We start from the raw sequence: 24,946 nt of genomic DNA, 5'->3' as shown, positions 1-24,946 counted from the left end.
AGATAAGCTATCTTTATAATTAGTATTAAGCTATTAGTTATAAGTTTAACTTATAACTTAGTACTTTAAAATAGAAAGGATAATCAAATGCATCCAAGTTTTATCAAAGCAAAGATATTTGCATCACTTGCATTAATTATTATGACACTGGCATTTACTTTCCCAATGATTAGTTTTCATGGGACATTAAATAAAATACATGATGAGAAGATAGATGAAATCTCACCAATGGCTGTTACAGTTTGGAATCTTTATAATCAAGGAAGATACAAAAGTACAACAACACCAAAAGAAGCACACAATGATTTAATGCAAATGATTGAAACATCTTCAGAAATTGGTGTGGCATCACTTCCAATTTGGTCTTGTTCATTAGAAGCTCCAAACTATCCTAAAGAAGCATTTCCTGAAGGGATTCCTGTGTATTTTCACTTTGATGGATTTTCAGGTGAAGTTCATGAGATGAATACTATTAACCACTATGTTGGAATGGATCCAATGTGGAGAGGTGGACAACTTGAAAGAGAAATTGGTATTTATGCACTATTAGGTTTATCACTATTTATGATATTTTTTATTATATATGATAAAAAGATATTAACAAAAGTTATGATAATACCAGCATCATTACCACTATTATTTATAGCAGATTACTCTTATTGGTTATATTGGTTTGGACATAATTTACATGACTGGGGTGCCTTTAAAATTAAACCTTTTATGCCAACAGTTTTTGGTGATGGAAAGATTGCACAGTTTACAACACACTCTTATCCAACAATTGGTTTTTATGCTTTATTAGCAATTGGACTATTTAGTCTTCTAGCAATATTAGCAAAAAACAAAGCTATGAAAGAATCAGGACAATAAGGTAATAAATGTTTAAAATAATCCTTACACTTTCTTTTATCTTTTTTAATGTTTTATCTGCAAACTTATTGCAAGATGCAATAGATAAAGCACCAAGTGGATCTATACTAAAACTTCCAAAAGGAGTTTATAAAGGTTCTATAAAAATAGATAAACCAATAACTATTATTGGAAAAGAAGATGGTGTTATTATTGATGGGGAACAAACTGGAACTGTAATTACAATTACAGGTCCTTATGTAACTCTTAGAAACCTTACAATTGTAGGAAGTGGAAATAGGCACGATAGTTTAGATGCTGCTATTAAAATATCAAACTCTAAACAATCTGAAATATCAGACTGTATTATCAAAGACTCTTTATTTGGAATTGATATTGCAATGACAAATAACTCACTTTTTTCAAATAACTATATTACTTCAAAAGATTTAGAATTAGGTCTTAGAGGTGATGGACTTAGACTTTGGTATTCAAATGACAATATTGTAAAAAACAATAAACTTATTAAATCAAGAGATATGGTTGTTTGGTATTCACATGGAAATCAAATTTTAAGTAATTATGGGGAACAAAATAGATACTCACTTCATTTTATGTATGCAGGTAAAAATATAGTTAAAGACAATAATTATAAATTAAATTCTGTAGGAATTTTCTTTATGTATAGTAAAGATACAATTGCTACAGGTAATACTATTACTAGCTCACAAGGAGCAACTGGAATGGGTATTGGATTAAAAGATGTTTCAAACTTTACACTTGAGGATAATACAATAATTTATTGTGCACAAGGAATTTATATAGATAGATCTCCTTTTGAACCTGATACAAAAAACTGGATAAATAATAATAAGATTTTATATAACTCAGAAGCATTACATTTTCATTCGCTTAGTGAAAATAATGTAATCAAAAAAAATACAATTCTAGGAAATATTGAAGATATTGTAAATGATAGTAGAGGTGCTAAAACAAATGAGAATGAAATTCTTGGAAATTACTGGGATAATTATGAAGGATTTGATAAAGATGGTGACAATATTGGAGATACTTCGCATAAAGTATTCCAATACGCTGACCAATTATGGATGTACAATAAAGATGTAAAATTCTTTTATGGTTCACCTGTAATTTCACTTCTTAATTTTCTTTCAAAATTAGCACCTTTTTCACAACCTGTATTTCTTTTAGAAGATACAGAACCAAAATTAAAGATGTAAAGGCTTTATAATGGAAAAAATAAAAAATGAGAGAAGAAACTTTATAAAATTCTCAACTTTAGGAATGCTTGCTGTTGCACTTGGAGGAGGAATTGCTCTTAGTCCACATGCTTTAAAAGCACAAATGAAATTAAGACCACCAGGGGCAGTTAATGAAAAAGAGTTTCTTGCACTTTGTATTAAATGTGGACAATGTTTACAAGTTTGTCCATACCACTCTATAAAACTTGCAGACTTTGCAAAAGGTCATGGAATAGGAACTCCTTATATAGATGCAAGGGAGCGTGGATGTTATGCTTGTTCTGCAGTTCCTTGTGTGTTAGCCTGTCCAACAGGTGCACTTGATCACTCATGCGAAAAACCTGAAGATATAAAAATGGGAATAGCTGTATTAGAATTTCCAAATAAATGCCTTGCAATGACAAATACACTAGTTCCTAAAGGACATAGTAAAAGAATTCATGATTTCACAAATGATCAAAGAAATATTACTCAATTAGAAAGAGATGTTTTAGAAAAACTAGATACATTTGAAGAAAAACAATGTACGATTTGTGCAGATATGTGTCCAATTCCTAACTCTAATGGTGCAATTGCCATGGTTTCTAATGGAAATGGTGGTATGAAACCTGAAGTTTATGAGGGATGTATTGGTTGTGGTGTTTGTGAAGAGTTATGTCCCGCAAACCAAGCTGCAATTGTTGTAAAACCTAAATTATCATTTAAACAATATTATGAAGAAGGAATTAGATTATGATTAAAAAAATTATATTAAGTACAGCAATTATTATATCAATTATTGGATGTTCAGATAAAAAAGAAGAGAAAACTGAGGTAAAACAAAAAGTTGAAGTAGCATCTAAACAAGAAGCACTTGTAATTGAAGTTGAAAAAAATGAAAATGCACAAGAAGTAAAAGTTGCAGAAAAAGATATTAAAAACAATAAAAATGAGACTTATTATTTCAATTATAATGGTGTAAAAACACAATATGATCCAAATACTGAACCTGCTAATAAAGATGCAAAAATAAGAGTTGCTCAAAGAAGTGCTATTGATGCAAATATGCATATAAGAAGTCCATATGAAAAAGTTAAGATTTCAATGCTTGTAAAAAAACTTAGTAAAGATTTTATTGTTAAGTGTTCAGCTTGTCATAATGATTATGCAAATGGAATAATTGGTCCTTCATTATTAGACAAAAATTCTGATTTTATTTTTAATAAAATAAAAACATTTAAAGAAGATCCAAAAGCAAATGTTTTAATGACAGAATTAGTAAAACAAATGAGCGATGAAGAGATTAGAAAAATAGCAAATGAAATTTTTGAATTTAATAAAGAGATTAAGGAGTTATAATGAAAAATATAATTGCATTAGTATCAACAATCGTAGTTTTAGGACTTATGGCATTAACTTTTATAACTGGACGTGCTTTCCAAGGTGGAGAAGCAGGAAAAGTTATTGAAGATATGAAATATATTGATACACCTAAAACACAAATTACAAAAGTTGAAGAAAAAAATATAGAAGAAGATAAGTTAAGAGCATTAAGAGATAAAGCTGGTAATACAGCATCGTTTAAAGTAAGTAACGAATATAAAAGTAAATGTTCATCTTGTCATGGTGGAAATGGGTCTGGTATGCAAAATGGTAAAAAACTTATGGGTCCAAAATTAATTGGGCAAAGTGAAGAAAAACTATTAAAAGATTTAATTGACTTTAAAGCTGGTAGAAAAGAGAACCTTATTATGAAAGGTTTACTAATTAATACAAGCGAAGAACAATTAAAAGCCTTTGCAAAAGAGATTGGTCAATTTCAAGCAAAAAAAGATGCCTTAGCAAAATAAGACAAAAAAGCTTTAGGAAAATATTATGGATAAATGGAATACAAGAGCGACAATAAAAAATACAAGTTTTTTATCAACATTTTTTGATAAAACTAAAGAAGGTAAATCATTCTTTTCATATAGAATGAAAAGATGGATTGTAGTTATTTCAATTCATTTACTTTTCTTTTTATCATTTGCAATAGATATACAAACACTAGAGGGAACTCTTAATGGTTCAAGAATATTGGGCTTTCATTTAATTGATCCTTTTACAACAATACAAGTTTTTTTAGCAACTTATCATCTTCCAATAAATGTAATAATTGGAACTTCAACAATTATAATATTTTATTTATTTGTTGGAGGAAAGAGTTATTGTTCGTGGGTTTGTCCTTACGGAATTATTAGCGAGATTGGAGAAAAACTTCATAATACATTAGTAACTAAGAAGATAATAAAAGAGAGGAAATTTGATCATAGAGTTAGACATATATTTTGGTTTATGTTTATAATCATGGCATTTACAAGTGGCTATTTAGTTTTTGAAACTTTTAATGTTGTAGGAATATTAAGTAGATTTATTGCTTATGGTTGGTCTTTAGCACTTGGATGGGTTTTAATCGTCTTTTTACTTGAAGTATTCTTTTCAAGACGAGCTTGGTGTACATACCTTTGTCCAATTGGAACAACTTATGGGTATATTGGAAAAGTAAGTGCTTTAAGAGTTCAGTGGAATGATAATTGTGACCATTGTATGGTTTGTCATGATGTATGTTTTGAAAATCAAGTATTAGATTTAACAAAAGCAAAATATGATAAACAAAGAGAAGAAAAAGGGATAAAAACTCAGTATGTAACAGGTGCAGATTGTACTCTTTGTGGTAGATGTATTGATGTATGCCATGCTGATGCATTAAAATTTGACTTTAGATTAAAAGGTTTAGTATAAAATGATACAGGTTTCAAATTTAACAAAAAAATTCGGCTCACATGTTTCTTTAGATAATGTAAGTGTGCAGTTTGAAAAAAACAATTATATAGCTTTAATGGGACCAAATGGTGCTGGAAAGACTACTTTAATTAGGTCTATCTTAGGATACTATCATCCAAATTCTGGAAATGTATTAATAAATGGGAAAGACCCAATTAAACAAAGAGTTGAAGTATTAGATAGTATCTCTTTTGTACCACAACTTCCACCTCCTATTAAATTAAATTTAGACGAGCTTATTCAATATATTGAAGCTAGTTCAAATGTAGATAGTGAGCTTATAATGCATTATGCAAATGAGATGAAACTTGATTTAAAAGCAAATTTAAATAAATCTTTTTTTAAACTCTCTGGTGGAATGAAACAAAAAATGCTTATTGCTATTTCACTTGCTAAAAAAAGTGATATCATAATATATGATGAACCAACAGCAAATCTAGATCCTGTTGCACGTGATGATTTCTATAGACTTTTAAAACAAAATGAAGATGATAAAATTCTTTTATTTGTTACACATAGACTTGATGAAGTAAAAGAAATAGTTAATAGGCAAATATATATGGATTTAGGGAAAATTGTCTCTGATGAGTTAGTATAGGATTTTATATGTATAAAAAATTAACTTCTTTAATATTAATTATATCACTTAGCTTTTTATTCACAGCTTGTGAAAAAAAAGTTAAAACAGGTGCACATGATATTCACTGGGATAGAGATATGTGTAAAAGATGTATTATGGTTGTAAGCGATAGAAATCAAACAGTACAAGTTATTAATCCAAAAGATGGAGAGAAATATGTATTTGATGATATTGGTTGTACTATTTTATGGTTTAAAGACCAAGATATTAAATGGAAAGATGATGCAATAATTTGGATAAATGACTTTAACACTGCAAAATGGATAGATGCAAGAACCGCATTTTATGATACTATGAATGTAACACCAATGGCTTATGGTTTTGGGGCACATAAGAAAAAAGATTCAATTCAAGCTGGATTAGAAATAATAGATTTTAAAGAAGTAAGTAAACGAATTTTAGAAATAGGAAGATAGTAAAAAGGAAGCAGTAGATTTTATCTACTACTTCTGAAGATTCTTATAAATCTTGTTCAATAACACTTTTGAATTTATTAAAGTAAACATCAGATGCAGCATCTAACTCTTTATAAATATCATTAATAGAAATTTTATCACCTTGTACTAAACCTAATTTAGAACAATGAATATCTTTACTATCAGCTAACTTTTCAAAAGCAGCACAATTTTCAGGTTTAACTTCTACAATTGCTCTACTTAATGATTCAGAGAAGATATCTCTAGATTCATTTAATGAAATACCAGCTTCAACTCCAATCTTACCAACAACTGCCATTTTTGCTAATGCTATTGCAATACCACCAACATTAACATCTTTAGCAGCTTCTAATAATGAAGATTTATTTGCTTCAATTACTGTATCCCATAATTTTAATTCATTAGAATAATTTACTTCAGGATGAGAACCAGCAACTACAGAATACATTTTTTTCATATATAAAGATCCACCAAATTCACTTTGAGTGTCTCCTAAAATATATAATACATTCCCCTCTTTTTGAACGCATGATGGTAAAACTTTATTTGCATCATCATTAATACCAACCATTGCAATTGAAGGAGTTGGGAAAACACCAACACCATTTGTTTCATTATATAAAGAAACATTTCCACCAATTACAGGAGTATCTAACTCTTTACAAGCAGTTTTAATTCCCTCACATGATTGTGCAAATTGCCACATTACTTCTGGATTCTCTGGATTACCAAAGTTTAAACAATCAGTAATTGCTTTTGGTCTTGCACCACTCATTGCTACATTTCTTCCTGATTCCATAACAGCTGCGGCAGCTCCTAGTTCTGGATTAATATAACAAAGTCTTGTGTTACAATCAGCAGACATAGATAAAGCTTTTCCTGTCTCTTTAATTCTAATTGAAGAACCATCTAGCGAACCTGGTCCTTTAATTGTATTTGTTTGTACCATTGAGTCATATTGAGAATAAACCCAAGACTTGTCAACTACTTCCATATCAGAGAATAAATCATCAAATGCTGATTGGTTTGAAATTTCTTTATCTAAGATAATATCTTCTAAACCATCTAAATATGTAGGTTTTGCAACTGGTCTATCTAAAATAGGAGCTTGCTCTGATACTGGTTGAACAGGAACTTCAGCACATTTTTCACCATGCCAGAATAATTCCATATTTCCAGTATCAGTTACTTCACCAATAACAGCTACATCTAATTCCCATTTTTCAAAAATATCAATAATTTTTTGCTCATGTCCTTTTTTAGCACAAATAAGCATTCTTTCTTGAGACTCTGAAAGCATAAAGTCATAAGGAGTCATTCCCTCTTCACGTGCAGGAACTTTATCTAAGTGCATAATCATTCCAGATTCACTTCTTCCTGCCATTTCAAATGAAGATGATGTAAGTCCAGCAGCACCCATATCTTGAATACCAATAATTGCATCTTCTTTAAATAATTCTAAACAAGCTTCTAAAAGTAATTTTTCAGTAAAAGGATCTCCAACTTGAACAGTTGGTCTTTTTGATTCATTATCTTCTGTAAATGAAGCAGATGACATAACAGCACCACCTAATCCATCTCGTCCTGTTTTAGAACCAACATACATTACTGGATTTCCAACACCCTCAGCAAGTCCTAAGAAAATCTCATCAGACTTAGCAAGTCCAAGTGTAAATGCATTTACAAGATTATTTCCAGCATAACACTCTTCAAAAGTAGTTTCTCCACCAATAGTAGGAACACCCATACAGTTACCGTATCCACCAATACCTGCAACAACACCTCGTAAAAGGAATCTATGCTTTTGAGCAGTTTCACTATTACCTTCAATACCAGCAAATCTAATTGAATTCATATTTGCAATTGGTCTTGCACCCATTGTAAATACATCTCTTAAGATTCCACCAACACCAGTAGCAGCACCTTGGTAAGGTTCAATAAATGAAGGGTGGTTATGAGATTCCATTTTAAATACAGCAGCATATCCATCACCAATGTCAATAACACCAGCATTTTCACCTGGACCTTGGATTACCCAAGGAGCTTTTGTAGGGAAACCATTTAAGTATTTTTTACTTGATTTGTACGAACAGTGCTCGCTCCACATAGCAGAGAAGATACCAATTTCTACATAGTTTGGTTCTCTTCCTAAAATTTCTTTAATATTATCTAATTCTTCAAGTGTTAAAGAGTGAGCAAGTGCTAACTCTTCTAAGTTCATGTCTTTTTTTTGCATCTTTAGCCTTAAATATGGTTGTTATAGTTAAGGCGATTATATCTAAAAAAGAGTTAAATTTACTTTTAATCTTCAGTTAAAATTTTAACTTCATTATTAGCTATTTCTAAAAATAGTTCTTTTTTACCTTTAAAATCTACTGCTGGACTCTTATATTTTTGATCCATTATAACTTTAAACATTCTTTTATTTAGTGAGTTTGGATAAGGTGTTATATTAATATTTGAAAAATGTATTCTTTTTCTCTCTTTTTTTCTAAATATTCTTTTTTTATATTTAGAAAACTTTTCAAAATTGCTTCCATCAGATTTTTTAAAATCATTTGAATAATATGTTAAATACTTCTTGATATCTGATTTCTTCCAAGAATCTTTCCATTCAAAAATAGAAGAAAGAATTAAAGATATCTCTTCTTTTTTTGCTTTTTCAAACTCATCATTACTTGTTAATAAAATTGCATTCTCTAAATCTATTTTTTCTTCAAGCTTTTCTAATTCTGGATTATCTAAAGCAATACATCCTCTTGTATATTTTTCTCGCTCTTCATTTTCTAAAGGCATACCATGAATCCAAATTCCATGACCTTTTTTATCTAAAGCCTTATCAAATGTATTAGGATAAGAAGTTACTAATGCAAAAGGTCCATAAAACTGATCAAGTTCTGTCTTTTTTCCTGTTAACTCATAAACACCCTCAGGAGTTTTTTTATCACCCTCTAAATATTTATCACCCTCTTTTTCACCAACAATTACACTATTTCGTGCAATAAGATTTGTTTGATTATTATTGATTTCATATAAAGCTAATTCTGATTTCATTTTATGAGTTAATATTACAAATTTTTTTGTTTCGTAATATCCTAAGTCAACATTCTTATTTTCGTAAGTAATTATTCCAATACTCTTTATCTTTTAAACTCTCTTCAAGTTTTTTCTCTACTGCATTAAGTCCTTGAAGTCTATATAAATCTACTAAATCATTTGCAAATATATTTATGACCATGGCTAATAAAATTATGATTTTATTCAATTGCCTCTCCATATTATTTTTTAAGTTGCGCAATTGTATAATAGTTGTTCTAATTTTTTAATAAAAAGTGAATTTAACAGTGAAAAAAATCATCCTAAGTATTATTATATTTTTAAATCTTTTGCATTCAGCAGAAGTACAAGAACTCCCATGGCCTAAAGGTATGAGCTTTCTAACATTTTTAGAAAAGTATTCTATTCCTCAAAAATTATATTTCGATCTTGAAAAAGAAGATAAAGAACTATGTTCAGAAATTGTTGCGGATAAAAGGTTTTTCCTTTATACAGAAGATAATGGAGATTTTAATCAAGTTTTAATTCCAGTATCAGAAGATATACAAATTCATATGTATAAAGATAGTGATGGAACAGTTAAATTTCAGACACTACCTATAAATTATCAAGAGTATACTGAAGCAATTGCAATTCCTATTACCGTTTCTGTTTCACATGATATACAAAAAGCAACAGGGGATGTGACTTTAGCAATTCAATTAAAATCATTGTTCAAAGGCGTAGTTGATTTTAGAAAAATGCAAAAAGGCGATTTTATTGCATTAAAATATACAAAGAAGAGCTTACTTGGTCGTCCACATGGATTGCCTGAATTAAGTGCTGCAATGGTTGAAATTGCAGGAAAAGAATATTATAGAATTAAAAATAGTAAAGATGATAAATATTATGATGAAAAAGGAAAAGGTTTTTCAAAAACTTTTTTCTTTAAAATACCACTTACTTATAAAAGAATTTCAAGTAAATTTACAAAAAAAAGATGGCATCCTGTATTAAAAAGATATAGAGCACACCTAGGAACAGATTTTGCAGCTCCAAGAGGAAGAAAAATTTATGCAGCAGGTGATGGAAGAGTTGAATTTAAAGGTCGTAGAGGTGGTTATGGTAATACAATTATCATAAATCACCAAAATGGCTATAAAACATTATATGCTCACCAAAATGGTTTTAGAAAAGGTCTAAAAAGAGGTGCTAGAGTTAAAAAAGGTCAACATATTGGTTATGTTGGAAGTACAGGACTTAGCTCAGGTCCACATTTACACTTAGGACTTTATAAAAATGGAAAAGCAGTAGATCCATTAAAAGTTATTAGACGTCCAAAAACTTCAGGATTAGCAGGAAAGCATAAAGCAACTTTTTTAGCTAATTCAAAAAGTATTATAAAAACATTTGAAAATGAAATGAAAAGTGAAAATAGAACACAAGCTACAAAATTAGATAGACTTACATATAAAAGTGAAGTAAAAAAATTATAAGGAACATATCACATGCCTCAAGATGAAATTATAAAAGAACCTAATAAACTTTTAGAAGAACTTGAGAATTTACATCCAAGTGATATTGCAAATAGCCTTAAAAAAATAGAAAAAAAAAGTGAAGAAGATTTCTTCACTGTACTTAAAAAATTACCTGATGATATTTTAGGTGAAGTCTTACTTGAACTTCCTGAAAACCTAAGAGAAGATGCCTATTCAGAACTTACTATTAAACAATTAACTCATGCCGTTGATGAACTAGAATCAGATGATCAAACAGATATAATTCAAGAACTTGAAGAACATGATGAATTAAAAGCAAAAGAAGTTTATGATGGTTTAGAAGTTGAAGATCAAAAAGAGATTGATTGGCTTAAAACGTATGAAGAAGACCAAGCTGGCTCATATATGCAAACTGAGCTCTTTTCAGCAAACTTAAAAGAAACAATTAAACAATCGCTTGATAGATTAACTGAAGGTAAAGCATCTCATGAATTAGAAAATATTCATCAAGTTTTTATTGTAAATGATGATAAAAAATTAATTGCTTCTATTTTATTAGAAGATTTAATTATTATTGATTTTAAAAAAACTTATCAAGAAGTTTTAAATGAATATGAAAAAAATAGATTTGAACCTTTTGTTGTTCAAGATAAAGATGATATTGATGATGTAGCAAAGAAGTTTGAAAAATATGATTTAAATGTTGTAGCAGTTGTAGGCTATCAAGATATGCTTATGGGAAGAATTACATCTGATGATATTTTAGATGTAATTGAAGAGAATGCAACAGAACAGATGTATCAATTAGCTGGGGTTAATGATGACTTTGAGCATGAAGATAATCTATTTGCAACTGCAAAAAAAAGAGCTATGTGGTTGTTTTTAAATTTAGGAACTGCAATACTTGCTTCTTTAGTTATTGGAATTTTTGATGAAACTATTCAAGCTTATGTTGCACTTGCAATTTTAATGCCAATTGTAGCTTCAATGGGTGGAAATGCAGGAACTCAAACGCTAGCAGTAATGGTTAGACAGCTTGCACTTGGAGATATTGAGTTAGAGCACTCTAAGGATGCAGTTAAGAAAGAAGTTATAGTCTCATTATTTAATGGCTTCTTATTTGCTGTAATTATGGGAGTAATAGCATGGCTTTGGTTTGATGAAAAGCTTTTAGGTCTTGTAATTGGCTTATCAATGATTCTAAATTTATTTGCTGCTGGTTTCTTTGGAGCATCTATTCCATTACTACTTAAAAAGTTTGATATAGATCCTGCAATTGGAAGTACTGTATTATTAACAACAGTAACTGATATTGTAGGGTTCTTTAGTTTTTTAATGCTTGCAAAAGTTATACTTTTATAAAAAAAGATAAAAACTAAGAATAAATCTTAGTTTTTATTTATGTAAAGAAGAAGAAACTATTGATAAAAATTCATCTTTAGTTTTTTTGTTTGATTTAAATAAACCTCTAAGTGCTGAAGTCACTGTAGTTGAACAAATTTTTTGAACCCCTCTCATTTCCATACACATATGTCTTGCATCAATCATAACAGCAACACCTTTTGGTTGTAAATGCTCATTTAACGCATCACATATTTGCTCTGTTAATTGCTCTTGAATTTGTAAACGTCTTGCAAATACATCAATTACTCTAGGTATTTTAGAAAGTCCAACTACTTTTCCATTTGGAATATATGCAACATGAACTTTACCAATTATTGGTAGCATATGATGTTCACATTGTGAATAAAATTCTATATCTTTTACTACAACCATCTCATCATTAGTTGAAGTAAATAATGCTTTTTGTAAAATCTCTTTAGGGTCTTGATTATAACCACTACACATAAACTCAAATGCTTTTCTTACACGACTTGGAGTATCAACTAAACCTTCTCTATTTGAGTCTTCACCTACATGCTCAAGCATCTTTTTAATAGAATTTTCAAACTCTACATTCTTATCCATTAAGTATTTCCTTTAAACTTTTATGATATTTCCCATATCCCAAATTGGCATAAATACAGCAAGTACAATCCAAAGAATTAAACTCATAATACCAATTAAAAAAAATGGCTCTATTAAGGCTGTTAATAAATTAATTTTATCATTAAATCTATTTTTATATATTTTCTTTATTTCACTAACTGTTACATCTAATGAATTTGATACCTCACCTGTATTAATCAGATTTAATGTAATATCATCAAATATTTTTGCTTGTGAAAAAGAAGAACTAATACCCTTACCATTTTGTAGTAAATTATCAATAATTGACATTTTATCTAAAAGGTATTTATTTTTAATTAAAACTTTTGAACAGACTAGTGACTTATGAAATTCATATTTAGATTTAAGCATTATATCTAAGAATAAAAACAGCTTATAAAGCTGCATATTTAAATAAATATCTCTAATCAAATATATATTATTGATAGAAACTTTATGAATAAAGTATTGGAATTTTTCATCTTTTTTATAAAAAAATATAAAACAAGAAAATAATAATAGTAAAAAAATTAGAATTATTACTAAATAATTTTCAAATAAATATTGTACATTCAAAAGGATTTTTGTTGCAAGTGGAAGTTCTGCATCTGTTTGTTCAAAAATAGTTTTAAACTTTGGTATTACAAAGTAAAAAATTGAAATAAGAGAAAGAAAAAAACTAATAAATAGTATTATAGGATAGCTTATTGATTTTATAAAACTCTTTTTTATTTCATGAGATTCAATTAATAGTTCAGATAAAGCTTTTACATTTGCAACAATGTTTCCAGAATCTTGAGAAATATCTAAAAAAGAACCTACAAGATAATTAATTTTAAATATAGCTAATTCTTCTGATACTTTTTTTGAAGTAGAAAATGCATATTTTAAAGTTTCTAAAAACTCTAAAACTATTTTATTTTTTCTATTTTTAATCAAGATATTTAAAGCATCACTTAGTGTAACATTTGATTCTAGCATTAAGTTTAGTTCATAAAAAATATTAATTAAAACTTTCTCTTTTATAACTTTCTTTTGTTGAAATAAACTTGTGGTATCAAACTTTTTAATTTCTTTTATATTTGTAATATTTGAAGGTAAATTCTCTTTTGAAATATCATTTGTTTCAAGTAAAATAGTTTTAGTTCCATTATTGCTTTGGAACTTTATTTTATATTTTTTCATTAGAAGTTTACTACTTTTAAAACTTCTTTAATAGATGTAACTTTTAAAGCTACTTTCTCTTTCCCATCATCAAGTATTGTCTTAAAATTAGTACTTTTTAAATATTTTTTAACTTCATTAATATCTTCTTTTTTAAATATCATAGAAGATATTTTTTCATCTATATTCATAGCTTCTGCTATACATGATCTATCATAATATTTTGTATAGTTACACTTTTCACATCCCTTTGCTTCACAAAACTTACAATAATTTAAAATAAGTCTTTGAGAAAGAATCAATTTTAAACTTGAGGAGATTAAAAAAGGATCAGCATCTAAATCCATAAGCCTAGAAATAGTCTCAACACTATTATTTGAGTGAATGCTAGCAAGAACTAAATGTCCTGTAAGTGATGCTTGAAGTGCAATATCTAAAGAGAGTTTATCTCTAATTTCACCTATAAATATGATATCAGGGTCTTGTCTTAAAATATTTCTTAAAATTACTTCAAAACTCAAACCTATTTTATTGTTTACAGCAATTTGTGAAATTGAATCTATTTTATATTCAACTGGATCTTCAACTGTAACAATCTTCTTTTCACTTGAATTTAACTCCTTTAAAATAGAGTATAAAGTTGTCGTTTTTCCAGCACCTGTTGGTCCTGTAACTAAAATCAAACCTTGAGTTAAAGTTAAGGCTTTTTTTAAAATTGTATATATATCTAAAGATAAACCCAAATCTTCAATACTTTTGTTTATATTCTTTTTATCTAATATTCTAATTACTATAGATTCAGACTCAATTGTTGGCATTGTTGAAACTCTAAAATCATAAGTTTCGCTATTTATTAAAACTGAGAATCTCGAATCTTGTGGAATTCGCGTCTGCGTGATATCTATATTTGAAATAAGCTTTATATATGAAGAAAGAATTTTTAGTAACTTATTAGAAAAAGAAAAAAACGTCTTTAATTTTCCATCAACTCTAAATCTAAATAAAACTTGACTATTATATTGTTCAATATGAATATCACTAGTTCTTGTAAGAATTGAAAAACTTATTAGTTTATACAAAAAGTTTTCTACAGATTTCTCTTCATCTTTTTCTTCAAAAACTATAGATTTGGCTATATTAAACAACTCTATTTTTATATCTAGAAAACTCAAATAAAAAAGTAATTCATTTGTATCAACTTGCGTGAATTTTAATACTTTTGTAAAATCATTATTTACACTATTTAAGTTTGAATCTTTACAAACTAATAAATCTAAAGAGATATCATCTTCTTTAATTGGAACAATTTTATTTTTAAAAAAATACTCTTTTTCATAAAGAGAAAACAAATCATAATCTACATGTATACTATTCATTTTTATTAAGCCTTATTTTTATATTCTTCTGTTTATAATTTAAAACTACAAGGTTTTTTTCTATTTTAAGAACTTTATATTTGCCTATGAAATCATTCTTTGTATACCATTTATTATTTAATAAAATATGATTTGAAATAATAGCTTTTAGATGAAAATTGTCTAAGTTTTGTTTTGCTACTTTTAGTTTTTCTTCTACTTTTTGGATTTTTTCTTTTATATAATACTTTTTAAACTCACTATTTATTTCAAAGTTATATAGATTATGCTTTGCTGTTTTTTCAAGATTTAAAGAAGTGATTTTAGAAAAGTTATTAATATATTCTATTTTTACAATTAGTTTATTTATTTTATTTAGGGAAGTTCTTCCTTTTATTAACAGATTATTTTTATTATAATCAATTGCATTTATATTTATCTTTTTTGATAAACAAAAGGTTTCTATATCTTTATTTAGTTCTAAATAAGAACCTGTAAACTTTTTACTTATTAAACTATTTAGATTAGTACTTTTAAAAACTAAAGAGTCTTTTTTATAATCAAAAAAATAGAAATAAAAATAGATACATAAAAGAGGTAAAATAAAAAGTTGAATTTTTACTTTTATTTCACTTTTTAAAAAGCTATTTTCAATTTGGCTTAACATTTACTGTACTTATAAAAATATTTTTTGAAGCCAATCTTACAATACTATTACCTACTACACTATTTTTATACTCATTTAAAAAAGAGTATATATTTTCTTTGTTCTTAGAACTAAATTTTATTTTCATTATCTTTGGATTATAATCAAAGGAAAGAATCTTTAACTTATATTTATCTGCTGTATTTACAAGTTTTATATATTCATTTTTAAAAGGTTTAAACTTTAGCATTTTAGATATTTTTAAATACTCTTCTTTATGAGTATTTATTTTCTCTAATCTCTTATCTTTTAGTATATTACTTTCATGATTTTTGTATATTAATATAAAAAAGACACAAACAACTAAATATAAAAGATATAAAAGAAAACTTTTATTACTTTTTTTATTAAGATTGCAAAAAGAGGAGATTATTATTTGATTATGCTTATTTTCAATAATTTTGTTTAAACTAGATTCAGATATTTCATAGCTTTTTGAAATAGTGATATTAAAGCTTTTATTTATAAATGCTAATAGTTCATCATTTTTGTATTTATGATTTAAAACTTGATATACATAAAGTTCATCATTCTTATATATTACAAAAAAACTCTTCGTTATATATAGTTTAAAAACAAGTGAACTCATTAAGCTTTTTGTATCTTTAGTTTCATCATTATAATAATTTAGTAATTCAATTAGCATATATTTAAAAGTACTAGAAAAAACAAAAATCTGATATTGTTTTGAGTATTCTAAAAACTTACAATATATAATGTCATTTGAAGAGTATTTTATATTATTTATATCTAAAGAAGTTTGAGTAAAGTTTAAAAGATTTTTTTGATTAATCTCTTCAGAAACATCAACAATCAAATTTTGGATATCTGAAATATTTGCAATATCGCTCATAATAAACTACTTTAAATAATATTTTATATTACTTTATAATAATTATTTAAGATATTTATTAAGTTTTTATATTAGTTTTATTTTTTAAGTATTAAGACTAAAGAGAAAGTTCTCTTTAGAATGTTACATCATAACCAAGCTCTTTAAGACCTTGTTTATCTTTTGTCCAACCTTTTTTAATTGAAACAAAAAGTTCTAGAAAACATTTTCTTCCAGTAAGTTTTTCTATTTTAAGTCTTGCATCTCTACCAATTCTTTTAATAGCATCTGCATTTTTACCAATAATCATACCCTTTTGTGTTCCTTTTTGAACAATAATAGTAGCTTTAATTACATCAATTTTTGGTTTTTCTTCTACTTTATTTATTAAAACATCTGTTTCATAAGGAATCTCATCTGAAATATTTTCAAAAATTGATTCTCTAATAAACTCTTTAAAGATATCTCTCATATGCTCAGTTGTCATAATCTCAGGGTCAAATAAATAAGGATGCTCAGGTAAATGCTTAACAACACTATCTAAAATATCTGCATGAGTTGTAGCTTTTTTAATAGATACAGGAATAACTGACTCATACTTATCTGAATAAACTTCATACTCTTTCATTTTTGCTAAAACTTCTTCATTTGAAACATTATCAATTTTTGTAAGTAATAAAATATGATTTACATTTTTTTTATTTTTTACTAAAAAATCTTCATAATGTGTTAGTTTATCAGTAATAGGTGCTAAGAATAAAATTAAATCACAATCACCCATTGCTTTTAATGCTTCATCTAACATAAACTTATTTATAAGTTTTTCTGTTTCATGAATTCCTGGAGTATCGACAAATACAATTTGATCATCTTCATGCATTACAATTATATTTGATCTTTTTCTTGTAGCATTAGCTTTGTGTGAAACCATTGCAATCTTTTCACCAACTAACCAGTTTAATAACGAACTTTTTCCAGCATTAGGTCGTCCTACTACTGATACATAACCACATTTAGTCATTAATTCTCCTCAAGCTTTAAAGCTTATTTAATTATTTGGATAATAGCATGATTGTGATTATAAAGGGTTAAATTGAATTTACCTACGTCTAAAACTCAAACTTTTTAATAAATCATTTTTTGTAATTGATTTATTATCATTTAAATCAGCAATAGTTCGTGCAACTTTTAAAACTTTGTTTATACTTCTAAAAGATAATTGATAATTTATTTTTGCACTTTCAAATAAAGCTTTTGCATCTTCATCTAAAAGACAATATTTTTTTATATCTGCATCTGATAATTTTCCATTTAACTCCTCTTGCCCTCTTTGCATTTGTTTTACAAATGCTTTAATTACATTTTCATGTAACTCTTTTGAACTTACAATATTTTTTGAGTCATTTAAAGTATCATTCATAACTACATATAAATCAATTCTGTCTAAAAATGGCTCTGATAATCTATTTTTATATCTTTGTATTTCAGCTTCATTACATCTACATTGCTTGATACTTGAAAGAAGATTTCCACAAGGACAAGGATTCATAGAAGAGATAAAAATAAATTTTGTTTCATATTCTGTTTTACTATTTACTCTTGAAATCAATATCTTATTATCTTCCAAAGGCTCTCGTAAAGCTTCAAGTATGGATTTTGAGAAGTGTGGCAATTCATCAAAAAATAAAATGCCAGGAGTTTTATATTGTAGTAATTAATATGTAATTAATATAAAAGGCCATTTAATGGTAGTTTTATTAATCACATATTCTAAAAATATGTAACTAATAATATGTAATTAATGATTTTGTATATTAAATTGCAGTAAAAGAATAAAAAGCGCCTCTCTACTTTTTTCTTATCTCTCTAAAATTTGAGTTTATTTAAAAGATAACAGACTTACTAGATATTTTAATCAAAGACTATCGATAAGTACTTTATAATTAGTTATAATAGGTATAGGAAAAAGGAATAAATGTAATTACTTAAATTTCATCAACTTAAATAATTCATAATATCGTATAAGGCATCTTGTTCTCCGCGACTTTTAGTTTTCCAATTTTTGTAAACTTTTAGATGATTATACAATTCAATATTTGTTAATCTATTTTTTCTTTTCTTCAAACTATTTGTTAATTTTTTACCATAGAGATAGCCACCATATAATCCACGATAGTATATTATTTCATTCTTATCTTCATTATGATGTTCAATAACAATCCTAACACATTTATTTTTACAGTAGATTTCAAGGTCTGTTAGGTGATAAGATTCAAGGTAATTCATAGAATATTATATAACGTATTGACATAAAATCTTATAAACATTACATAATGGAATTAAAGTTTGCAATAATCATAATTTTTCATTAATGTTTTCTATGTATAATGTTTTCAATTATTAAAGGAAAAGTATGAAAACTGTTGAACTTGATTTATCAAAACAAGTAGATGATAAACTTACTTTAAATCTTAAGAGAGAAAAGCTAACACTTCCCCAATACCTACAGCAATTAATAGAATATGACTTAAGCTCACGAGTAGATTTAGGAGAGGGTTTTTATTATCATAGATATTTAGAGAAGCTATAAGATAAAGATAAAAAAGAAATTCATCTAAGAAAATTAGAAAGAGAAATTATAATGACACTTCTTGAGTATAAAGGAAAAGTTGTACCTGTTGATGTACTCACATTAAGAGCATGGGGAAAAGATAATGTATCAATTTTTACCTTTCGAAATATGATTAATCAAATACGAGTAAAGACCTATTATGGAATAATTACCAATCATTCAAATTTGGGATACACAATAAATATCAATAATATGGAAATAGATTAGAGCATGAAAAGAATACTACTTGTAATTTTAATACTTATAAATTTACTACACGCAGAAAAAAACTATGGAAGTGTGTCAATAGATGAAGTTACAAGCATCTATGATGGAGATACATTCAGAGTTAATATAAAGAGCTACCCAGAGATTATAGGCCATAAGATGGCTATACGATTAGCTAATGTTGATACTCCTGAAATTAGAGCTAAATGTACGCAAGAAAAAGTACTTGCACGTAAAGCAAAACAATTTACAGTTAACTTCATTAGAAAAGCTAAAAGCTTGGAGCTGCGTAACATGAAGAAAGATAAATACTTTAGAATTGTTGCTGATCTATTTAATGAACAAAATAGAAGTTTATCTGTAGAACTAATCAATAATAGTCTTGCAGTTTCATATCATGGTGGGAAGAAAGCTAAAGATTGGTGTAAATAAATACTCTTTTGTATAACAAAGTCTTATTTTTGTAACAGTTTTTACGAATGGAAAGATTGTTCCAAAAAAAGTTGAAATCTGGAGTATGTTAAATAAGGTACAGAAAATATTTAGAACAGCGATATATTAACAATCCCATTATGAGATATTGAAGAGAAAAAGAAAAAAGTGTCAAATTTGAAGTATAAAGTATGTTGTTCATCTTAAGGTTACTGGAGTTAGTGGGTGAATCCCCGAAGGGAGACAACCGTTTTGAAACTTATTTTTGTAACAATTTTTTTACTCATACTGAATTTTCTAATATATTTAACATTTTCATGTTTATCCCGATACTCATTAATATACATAGTCTATGTATCATCTAAATATTAATGTTAAACACATATAATAAGTTTATATTTTCATTAATTAAGGTTTTTATCGTTGTTTCAATAGGTAACATTTTTTGGTATGTTATCTGTTGCTTTTCAGGCTATCTTGTATATAATAATAAATAAATTTAAGGAAAACTTAAATATGATTAAAAATATAGTAATAAATAAACTGAAACAACTACTTTTCTATTTTGAAAATAAAGAGAAAAAAGAGCAACTTAAAGTATATAATAGTCTAATTCCTAGAGACGATATAAAGAATAAAGTATATTTTAATTCTTTATATAAAGTTCTAAATACTAAAGGTGTAAATAATATTGCACTCTCCGGTTCTTATGGTTCAGGTAAAAGTACTATAATTAAATCTTTTGAGAAAGAGAATAATTGGAGAAGTGACTATAAGTTTTTAAATATTTCACTTGCTACATTTAAAAGTAAAGAAAAAAAGTCTAATGATGATGAAAAAAAGATTCCTGACGATAAGCAAATTCCTAAGAAAAATAATACAAAAGATGATGAAAATGATTTATTAAATGTTGATATAAAAGAGATTGAAAAAGGTATTCTTCAACAAATGTTTTACAAAGTTGATTATGATGATATCCCAAATTCAAGATTTAAACGCATATTAACAATTAAGTACATGAAAATAAAAACATTAGGAGTCTTTTTATGGCTTCTTACAACTGTTAAGTTATTTAAATCAGATGAATTTAAAAAAATCTTTTCTTTCGTAGATATAAAAGAATTTGAAAATGAATTCTATTTAAATGAAGTATGTACAATTATATTTGTAGTCGGTATGTTATATTTTATTTTTTCTTTAATGAAGTTATCTCCAAGAATAAAGCTTCAAAAACTTAGTTTACAATCACCTGAGATAAATTTAGTTGATGAAAGTTCAAAGCATTCAATTATGAATAAACACTTAGATGAAATTATCTACTTTTTTGAATCAACAAAATACAATATTGTAGTAATTGAAGATTTGGATAGATTTGAAAACCCAGAAATTTTTATTAAGTTAAGAGAAATTAATGAGCTTCTTAATAAGTCTAAGCAAATTAATAAAGAAAGAGAAATTAAATTTATATATGCAATAAGAGATAATATATTTGAGGATAAAGAAAGAACAAAGTTTTTTGACTCTTTTATTCCAGTCATTCCCGTTATTAATTCATCTAATTCTTATACAAAAATAAAGGATTTAATTAGTGAAGTAGGTATTAATGTATTTAATGATGAAGAATTAAAAAAAGAAGAGAATAAATCAAAAGTATATCTATCTAAAAGATTTATACAAGATATTTCTATTTTTATTCATGATATGAGACTATTACAAAATATTTTCAATGAGTTTATAATATATAAAAACCTTCTTTGTAATTCTGATGATAAAAATAAAAAAATCAATTTAAATTATGACAAACTTTTTGCAATGTCTATTTATAAAAACTATAACCCTTCTGATTTTGCAGAACTTCTTGAAGACAATGGGCTAGTGTATAAAGTATTCAATAAAGATGATTTGAAAGTACGATTAAAAGAGGTTATAGATAAAACTGAACAAGAAATTACTGATTGCAAAAAGGATATAAAAGATTACGAAAAAAGAGTAAAAACTGAAATGCAATTAGATGTTAAAGAATTAAGAGCAGTTTATGTACAGCAATTTTTTAAATGTATAGATAACAATAATTATGGTATATCATATATATATGATAATGAAAATGGAAAGATTTATTTAAATGAATCTTTGGAAGATGATAGTTTTAATAAATTTAAAGAATTATCAAATATTAAATATTACAACTATAATCAAGGTCTGGTAAATAGTAGAAAATCATTCAAAGACTTGGAAAAAGAAGTAAATCCAGAACGGTCATATAATCAAAGAATTAATATTATTGAAAATAAATATAAAGATGAAATTGAAGCATGTAAGGTAAAAATAAGCGAATTAAAAGAAACTATTAATAATATTAATCAAAATACTTTACAGAAGTTAGTTTTAAAATATAATGAAAAATTAGTATTAGGTGAGAAGTTATACAATGATAAAGTTCTTTCATATCTTATAAGATATGGATATTTAGATGAAACTTATCATAACTATATTTCTTTTTATTATGAAGGTGGTAAATCTATTAATGATATAAACTTTATTGAAAATCTTAAAAGTATTAAACCTGCACTTTCATATAGTTTAAAATTAAAAGAGATTGAAGAAGTGATAGAGTATTTAAATGAAGAAGAGTTTAAAAAAGAGAGTATTTTAAACTTTGATTTATGTGCTGAACTTTTATCTAAAAAGACAGACTTAAATAAAAGATATTTAGATATTAAATTAGAATTCATAATAGATGAGTTTAGGTTTGATTTTATTGACAGCTTTATAGAGTACCTAAATACGAAATCAGATACCAACTTAGTAAAAGAATTCCTAAATAAAGTATGTGACATAAATACATCTTTTTGGAAGATAATCAATGATAAACTTGATGAAAAAAAGAAAGAACAATATTTTATATATCTTGTTAATAATATAGAATTTCAAAAAATAATAAATTTAAATATAGACAATTCCTTAACTACTTATCTTAATGAAAGAAAAGAACTGTCAAATATACTTGAGGGATTAACAATTGAGATAAGTATTTTTCATGAACTACTAAAAAGTCTTAATATTAAGTTTTCTGAGCTCAAGGATATTTCTAAAAATAAACATAGCGGAACTTTTAACACTATTGGAGTTTTTTGTCTTTACAAAATAAATATGTTCTGGATGCAAAATTTATTAGATGTTTCAGAAGATGCATTCTATGAACAAAACTATACATTAATAAAAAAACGTTCTCCCAATGTATTATCTACCTATATATTTAAAAATATAAATGAATATGTTCAGAATGTATATTCACATATACATAATGCCAATGAAGATGAAAAAGCTGTACTACACCTACTTGGTAATGAACAAATAACGTATGAAAGTATTCAAATATTTCTAAATGCAAATAGCACATTAATTTCAGACCTCAAACAAGTACATTGTAATTATTGGAGTCTTTTAACAGAAAAAAAGAGAATAACTCCTAACATAAGTAATTTAAACCTACTATTTATTGAAAAAGATTATATCAAGAGAGAAGCTTTTATAAAATTTTTAAAGGCTAATGATAATGTTGAAAAAATATTTTTTCAACATTATCCAAAAGGTTTTACAAAATTAGTTCAATTTTTAATCAACTCAAACGATATTGAATTTAAAGAATTTAAGCAAATAATAGATAATAGTTTAGAAGAATTTAGCTGTAAAGATTTAGGAGATATATCAGATGAGAGATTAGATTATATAATTAGGCATAAAATTAATGTTAACTCTGAAAACTACTCATATTTAATTGATGAAAGAACGCAGAAGCAGACTTTATTGTTATTGGAACAAGATACTGAAAATATATATTCAAATATAAAAGATTTTGAAATAGCAGATGATTATATATATCAAATAGTTAAAAACATAAAGTATAAAAAAGAAGATAGGTTTGAAATAGTAAATAATTATTGTAGTGATAAGTTTCCTAAAGATAAAGAATTCTTAGAGGTTGTAATGGATTTAATTAATGTAAATATTTTAGATTCTAATATAGAGGTATTAAGACTTATATTTAAAAATGAAGACATCGAATTAAATAAGAGATTAGAACTGCTAATAAGATACTTGCATTTAGAGTATTCTAAAAATGAAAAGAAAGAGAATTTTGGTGAGCAAATCACAGAGACATTAAATAATCTGATGTTTTTTAATGATATGACTGTTAAGGAAATTTTAAAAGACAAAATTTTTGATAATGCTGTTTTGGTTGATTTTATCAATATGGTGTTAGAACCTACATATTTTGGGGATATTGATGATTTTGAAGATAATTTATACGAAGTTATAAAGCACAATCCATATAATATAAATACAGATGCTTTAATTCCATTATTACAAAGTGATATAAGCTTATCTAAAAAAGTAACTCTTTTATTAAAATATTTAGATAGCTTTTTTATTAAACGCAAAGAAGAAGAAAAAGTTTTAACTAGTGAACTCATAATTAATGAAATAAGTGTTACATTAGATATAAATGATATTACATTAATTAAAGAGCTTATAAAGTTCGAAGAAATGAATAATTATGAAGTTGAGCTTATTAATCATTATGTTGATGAAACATATTTAAAAAATGATGATAGTTTTACAAAGAACATTGCAGAAAAAATTAAAAATAATATATCAAGAATTGAATATGAAAAATATTTATTGGTAATGGAATCAAGTATTGTAAAAAGTAAAAAAATTGAACTATTCTTATTATATAAATTTACAAATAGAGATGAATTATATGAAGTTTTAAATGCAATTGATAATCATAGCTTTAAAAATATCAATAATTTAAATAAAAAAAGATATATTAATATAAAAAATAGTCCTGAATATTTACGTATTTTAGAAAAACTTGAAAGTATTCAATATATATCTACTGTTACAAATAAGGAAAAATCTATGTTAAAATGTAACTTTAGTAAATCAGAAAAAACTATAATAGATAGGTATCTCTAATCTAATTCTTTTTGGTCCTTATGAATTTCGTTTCACAATTTCTTACTTTTGGAACAGTTTTTACTAATGGAAATCTTGTTCTAAAAAGAGTTGAATTGTTGAACATACTCCAAAAAGTACA

24 protein-coding genes are annotated in these 24,946 nt (G+C 26.2%); 13 read left to right on the top strand and 11 right to left on the bottom strand.

The window, feature by feature from the left end; all coding sequences use genetic code 11:
* The first annotated feature begins 87 nt into the window (after positions 1-87).
* Genes GBG18_RS01615 through GBG18_RS01580 form a run of 8 tightly spaced genes read left to right on the top strand, consistent with a single transcriptional unit; the run spans position 88 to position 5,969 of the window.
* Positions 88-870, top strand: a complete 783-nt coding sequence (locus GBG18_RS01615; RefSeq protein WP_152187772.1) for a cytochrome C — start codon at positions 88-90, stop codon at positions 868-870.
* An 8-nt stretch (positions 871-878) separates the two neighbouring features.
* Positions 879-2,090, top strand: coding sequence for a nitrous oxide reductase family maturation protein NosD (locus GBG18_RS01610; RefSeq protein ID WP_152187770.1), 1,212 nt, complete (start codon positions 879-881; stop codon positions 2,088-2,090).
* Positions 2,091-2,100: 10 nt separating this feature from the next.
* Positions 2,101-2,847, top strand: a complete 747-nt coding sequence (locus GBG18_RS01605) for a 4Fe-4S dicluster domain-containing protein (RefSeq protein ID WP_152187768.1) — start codon at positions 2,101-2,103, stop codon at positions 2,845-2,847.
* Positions 2,844-3,449: a c-type cytochrome gene (locus tag GBG18_RS01600; RefSeq protein WP_152187766.1), complete on the top strand. Its 606-nt coding sequence runs from the start codon at positions 2,844-2,846 to the stop codon at positions 3,447-3,449. The genes GBG18_RS01605 and GBG18_RS01600 overlap by 4 nt, the downstream gene beginning before the upstream one ends.
* The gene (locus tag GBG18_RS01595; RefSeq protein WP_152187764.1) at positions 3,449-3,940 is read left to right on the top strand and encodes a c-type cytochrome; all 492 of its coding nucleotides are present in this window, start codon (positions 3,449-3,451) and stop codon (positions 3,938-3,940) included. Before GBG18_RS01600 ends, GBG18_RS01595 begins: the two co-directional genes overlap by 1 nt.
* Positions 3,941-3,965: 25 nt before the next feature.
* Positions 3,966-4,871 (top strand): NapH/MauN family ferredoxin-type protein, encoded by a 906-nt coding sequence (locus GBG18_RS01590; protein ID WP_152187763.1) that lies wholly within the window; start codon positions 3,966-3,968, stop codon positions 4,869-4,871.
* A gap of 1 nt (position 4,872) precedes the next feature.
* The gene (locus tag GBG18_RS01585) at positions 4,873-5,511 is read left to right on the top strand and encodes an ABC transporter ATP-binding protein (protein WP_152187761.1); all 639 of its coding nucleotides are present in this window, start codon (positions 4,873-4,875) and stop codon (positions 5,509-5,511) included.
* Positions 5,512-5,519: 8 nt separating this feature from the next.
* Positions 5,520-5,969 carry a hypothetical protein gene (locus GBG18_RS01580; protein WP_152187759.1) on the top strand — a complete coding sequence of 150 codons (450 nt, stop codon included), beginning with the start codon at positions 5,520-5,522 and terminating at the stop codon, positions 5,967-5,969.
* 43 nt (positions 5,970-6,012) lie between these two features.
* Here GBG18_RS01580 and purL read toward each other — a convergent pair whose 3' ends face one another.
* From purL to GBG18_RS15490, 3 genes are all read right to left on the bottom strand, one after another.
* The gene (gene purL, locus GBG18_RS01575) at positions 6,013-8,226 is read right to left on the bottom strand and encodes a phosphoribosylformylglycinamidine synthase subunit PurL (protein WP_152187757.1); all 2,214 of its coding nucleotides are present in this window, start codon (positions 8,224-8,226) and stop codon (positions 6,013-6,015) included.
* A 65-nt stretch (positions 8,227-8,291) separates the two neighbouring features.
* Positions 8,292-9,044, bottom strand: coding sequence for a L,D-transpeptidase family protein (locus tag GBG18_RS01570; protein WP_226898685.1), 753 nt, complete (start codon positions 9,042-9,044; stop codon positions 8,292-8,294).
* A 55-nt stretch (positions 9,045-9,099) separates the two neighbouring features.
* Complete coding sequence (locus tag GBG18_RS15490) at positions 9,100-9,255, bottom strand: hypothetical protein (RefSeq protein ID WP_226898684.1); 156 nt, start codon at positions 9,253-9,255, stop codon at positions 9,100-9,102.
* A gap of 67 nt (positions 9,256-9,322) precedes the next feature.
* Here GBG18_RS15490 and GBG18_RS01565 point away from each other — a divergent pair, with 67 nt between their 5' ends.
* Both GBG18_RS01565 and mgtE read left to right on the top strand, forming a co-directional pair.
* A complete protein-coding gene (locus GBG18_RS01565) occupies positions 9,323-10,522 on the top strand; it encodes a peptidoglycan DD-metalloendopeptidase family protein (protein WP_308418454.1) in 1,200 nt (399 codons plus the stop codon).
* Between the two features lie 12 nt (positions 10,523-10,534).
* Entirely contained in the window at positions 10,535-11,887 is a 1,353-nt protein-coding gene (mgtE, locus tag GBG18_RS01560) for a magnesium transporter (RefSeq protein ID WP_152187753.1), read from the top strand.
* Positions 11,888-11,920: 33 nt separating this feature from the next.
* On the opposite strand, the gene folE is transcribed toward mgtE, so the two are convergent.
* The 8 genes from folE to GBG18_RS01520 all read right to left on the bottom strand — a co-directional run bounded on the left by folE (position 11,921) and on the right by GBG18_RS01520 (position 18,857).
* A complete protein-coding gene (gene folE, locus GBG18_RS01555; protein ID WP_152187751.1) occupies positions 11,921-12,493 on the bottom strand; it encodes a GTP cyclohydrolase I FolE in 573 nt (190 codons plus the stop codon).
* 12 nt (positions 12,494-12,505) lie between these two features.
* Positions 12,506-13,699, bottom strand: a complete 1,194-nt coding sequence (locus GBG18_RS01550; RefSeq protein WP_152187749.1) for a type II secretion system F family protein — start codon at positions 13,697-13,699, stop codon at positions 12,506-12,508.
* A complete protein-coding gene (locus GBG18_RS01545) occupies positions 13,699-15,054 on the bottom strand; it encodes a GspE/PulE family protein (RefSeq protein ID WP_152187747.1) in 1,356 nt (451 codons plus the stop codon). The genes GBG18_RS01550 and GBG18_RS01545 overlap by 1 nt, the downstream gene beginning before the upstream one ends.
* Positions 15,047-15,700, bottom strand: a complete 654-nt coding sequence (locus GBG18_RS01540) for a hypothetical protein (RefSeq protein WP_152187745.1) — start codon at positions 15,698-15,700, stop codon at positions 15,047-15,049. The genes GBG18_RS01545 and GBG18_RS01540 overlap by 8 nt, the downstream gene beginning before the upstream one ends.
* Positions 15,684-16,592 (bottom strand): hypothetical protein, encoded by a 909-nt coding sequence (locus GBG18_RS01535; RefSeq protein ID WP_152187743.1) that lies wholly within the window; start codon positions 16,590-16,592, stop codon positions 15,684-15,686. The genes GBG18_RS01540 and GBG18_RS01535 overlap by 17 nt, the downstream gene beginning before the upstream one ends.
* A 115-nt stretch (positions 16,593-16,707) precedes the next feature.
* A complete protein-coding gene (gene era, locus GBG18_RS01530; RefSeq protein WP_152187741.1) occupies positions 16,708-17,592 on the bottom strand; it encodes a GTPase Era in 885 nt (294 codons plus the stop codon).
* 78 nt (positions 17,593-17,670) lie between these two features.
* Positions 17,671-18,261: an ATP-binding protein gene (locus GBG18_RS01525; protein ID WP_152187740.1), complete on the bottom strand. Its 591-nt coding sequence runs from the start codon at positions 18,259-18,261 to the stop codon at positions 17,671-17,673.
* Between the two features lie 305 nt (positions 18,262-18,566).
* Complete coding sequence (locus GBG18_RS01520; RefSeq protein ID WP_152187739.1) at positions 18,567-18,857, bottom strand: hypothetical protein; 291 nt, start codon at positions 18,855-18,857, stop codon at positions 18,567-18,569.
* A gap of 127 nt (positions 18,858-18,984) precedes the next feature.
* Between GBG18_RS01520 and GBG18_RS15260 the strand changes: the two genes are divergently transcribed.
* From GBG18_RS15260 to GBG18_RS01505, 3 genes are all read left to right on the top strand, one after another.
* Positions 18,985-19,161, top strand: a complete 177-nt coding sequence (locus tag GBG18_RS15260) for a hypothetical protein (RefSeq protein WP_193311044.1) — start codon at positions 18,985-18,987, stop codon at positions 19,159-19,161.
* A 252-nt stretch (positions 19,162-19,413) separates the two neighbouring features.
* A complete protein-coding gene (locus tag GBG18_RS01510) occupies positions 19,414-19,842 on the top strand; it encodes a thermonuclease family protein (protein WP_152187735.1) in 429 nt (142 codons plus the stop codon).
* Positions 19,843-20,358: 516 nt separating this feature from the next.
* The gene (locus tag GBG18_RS01505; RefSeq protein ID WP_152187733.1) at positions 20,359-24,825 is read left to right on the top strand and encodes a YobI family P-loop NTPase; all 4,467 of its coding nucleotides are present in this window, start codon (positions 20,359-20,361) and stop codon (positions 24,823-24,825) included.
* The last annotated feature ends 121 nt before the right edge of the window (positions 24,826-24,946 follow it).

This window comes from Poseidonibacter ostreae (assembly GCF_009208075.1).
In the GTDB taxonomy this organism is placed as follows: Bacteria; Campylobacterota; Campylobacteria; order Campylobacterales; family Arcobacteraceae; genus Poseidonibacter; species Poseidonibacter ostreae.
Note: the sequence above shows the minus strand (reverse complement) of the source record. Positions and strands in the feature narration are given on the sequence as shown.

Excerpts from the sequence above, each read along its gene's own strand:
- purL (WP_152187757.1), bottom strand. The coding sequence starts at position 8,226 with ATGCAAAAAAAAGACATGAACTTAGAAGAGTTAGCACTTGCTCACTCT.
- GBG18_RS01545 (WP_152187747.1), bottom strand. The coding sequence starts at position 15,054 with ATGAATAGTATACATGTAGATTATGATTTGTTTTCTCTTTATGAAAAA.
- GBG18_RS01605 (WP_152187768.1), top strand. The coding sequence starts at position 2,101 with ATGGAAAAAATAAAAAATGAGAGAAGAAACTTTATAAAATTCTCAACT.
- GBG18_RS01600 (WP_152187766.1), top strand. The coding sequence starts at position 2,844 with ATGATTAAAAAAATTATATTAAGTACAGCAATTATTATATCAATTATT.
- GBG18_RS15260 (WP_193311044.1), top strand. The coding sequence starts at position 18,985 with ATGAAAACTGTTGAACTTGATTTATCAAAACAAGTAGATGATAAACTT.
- GBG18_RS01590 (WP_152187763.1), top strand. The coding sequence starts at position 3,966 with ATGGATAAATGGAATACAAGAGCGACAATAAAAAATACAAGTTTTTTA.
- GBG18_RS01610 (WP_152187770.1), top strand. The coding sequence starts at position 879 with ATGTTTAAAATAATCCTTACACTTTCTTTTATCTTTTTTAATGTTTTA.
- GBG18_RS01550 (WP_152187749.1), bottom strand. The coding sequence starts at position 13,699 with ATGAAAAAATATAAAATAAAGTTCCAAAGCAATAATGGAACTAAAACT.
- folE (WP_152187751.1), bottom strand. The coding sequence starts at position 12,493 with ATGGATAAGAATGTAGAGTTTGAAAATTCTATTAAAAAGATGCTTGAG.
- GBG18_RS01510 (WP_152187735.1), top strand. The coding sequence starts at position 19,414 with ATGAAAAGAATACTACTTGTAATTTTAATACTTATAAATTTACTACAC.
- GBG18_RS01585 (WP_152187761.1), top strand. The coding sequence starts at position 4,873 with ATGATACAGGTTTCAAATTTAACAAAAAAATTCGGCTCACATGTTTCT.
- GBG18_RS01520 (WP_152187739.1), bottom strand. The coding sequence starts at position 18,857 with ATGAATTACCTTGAATCTTATCACCTAACAGACCTTGAAATCTACTGT.
- GBG18_RS01595 (WP_152187764.1), top strand. The coding sequence starts at position 3,449 with ATGAAAAATATAATTGCATTAGTATCAACAATCGTAGTTTTAGGACTT.
- GBG18_RS01570 (WP_226898685.1), bottom strand. The coding sequence starts at position 9,044 with ATGAAATCAGAATTAGCTTTATATGAAATCAATAATAATCAAACAAAT.
- GBG18_RS01580 (WP_152187759.1), top strand. The coding sequence starts at position 5,520 with ATGTATAAAAAATTAACTTCTTTAATATTAATTATATCACTTAGCTTT.
- GBG18_RS01505 (WP_152187733.1), top strand. The coding sequence starts at position 20,359 with ATGATTAAAAATATAGTAATAAATAAACTGAAACAACTACTTTTCTAT.
- GBG18_RS01535 (WP_152187743.1), bottom strand. The coding sequence starts at position 16,592 with ATGAGCGATATTGCAAATATTTCAGATATCCAAAATTTGATTGTTGAT.
- GBG18_RS01540 (WP_152187745.1), bottom strand. The coding sequence starts at position 15,700 with ATGTTAAGCCAAATTGAAAATAGCTTTTTAAAAAGTGAAATAAAAGTA.
- mgtE (WP_152187753.1), top strand. The coding sequence starts at position 10,535 with ATGCCTCAAGATGAAATTATAAAAGAACCTAATAAACTTTTAGAAGAA.
- GBG18_RS01615 (WP_152187772.1), top strand. The coding sequence starts at position 88 with ATGCATCCAAGTTTTATCAAAGCAAAGATATTTGCATCACTTGCATTA.
- era (WP_152187741.1), bottom strand. The coding sequence starts at position 17,592 with ATGACTAAATGTGGTTATGTATCAGTAGTAGGACGACCTAATGCTGGA.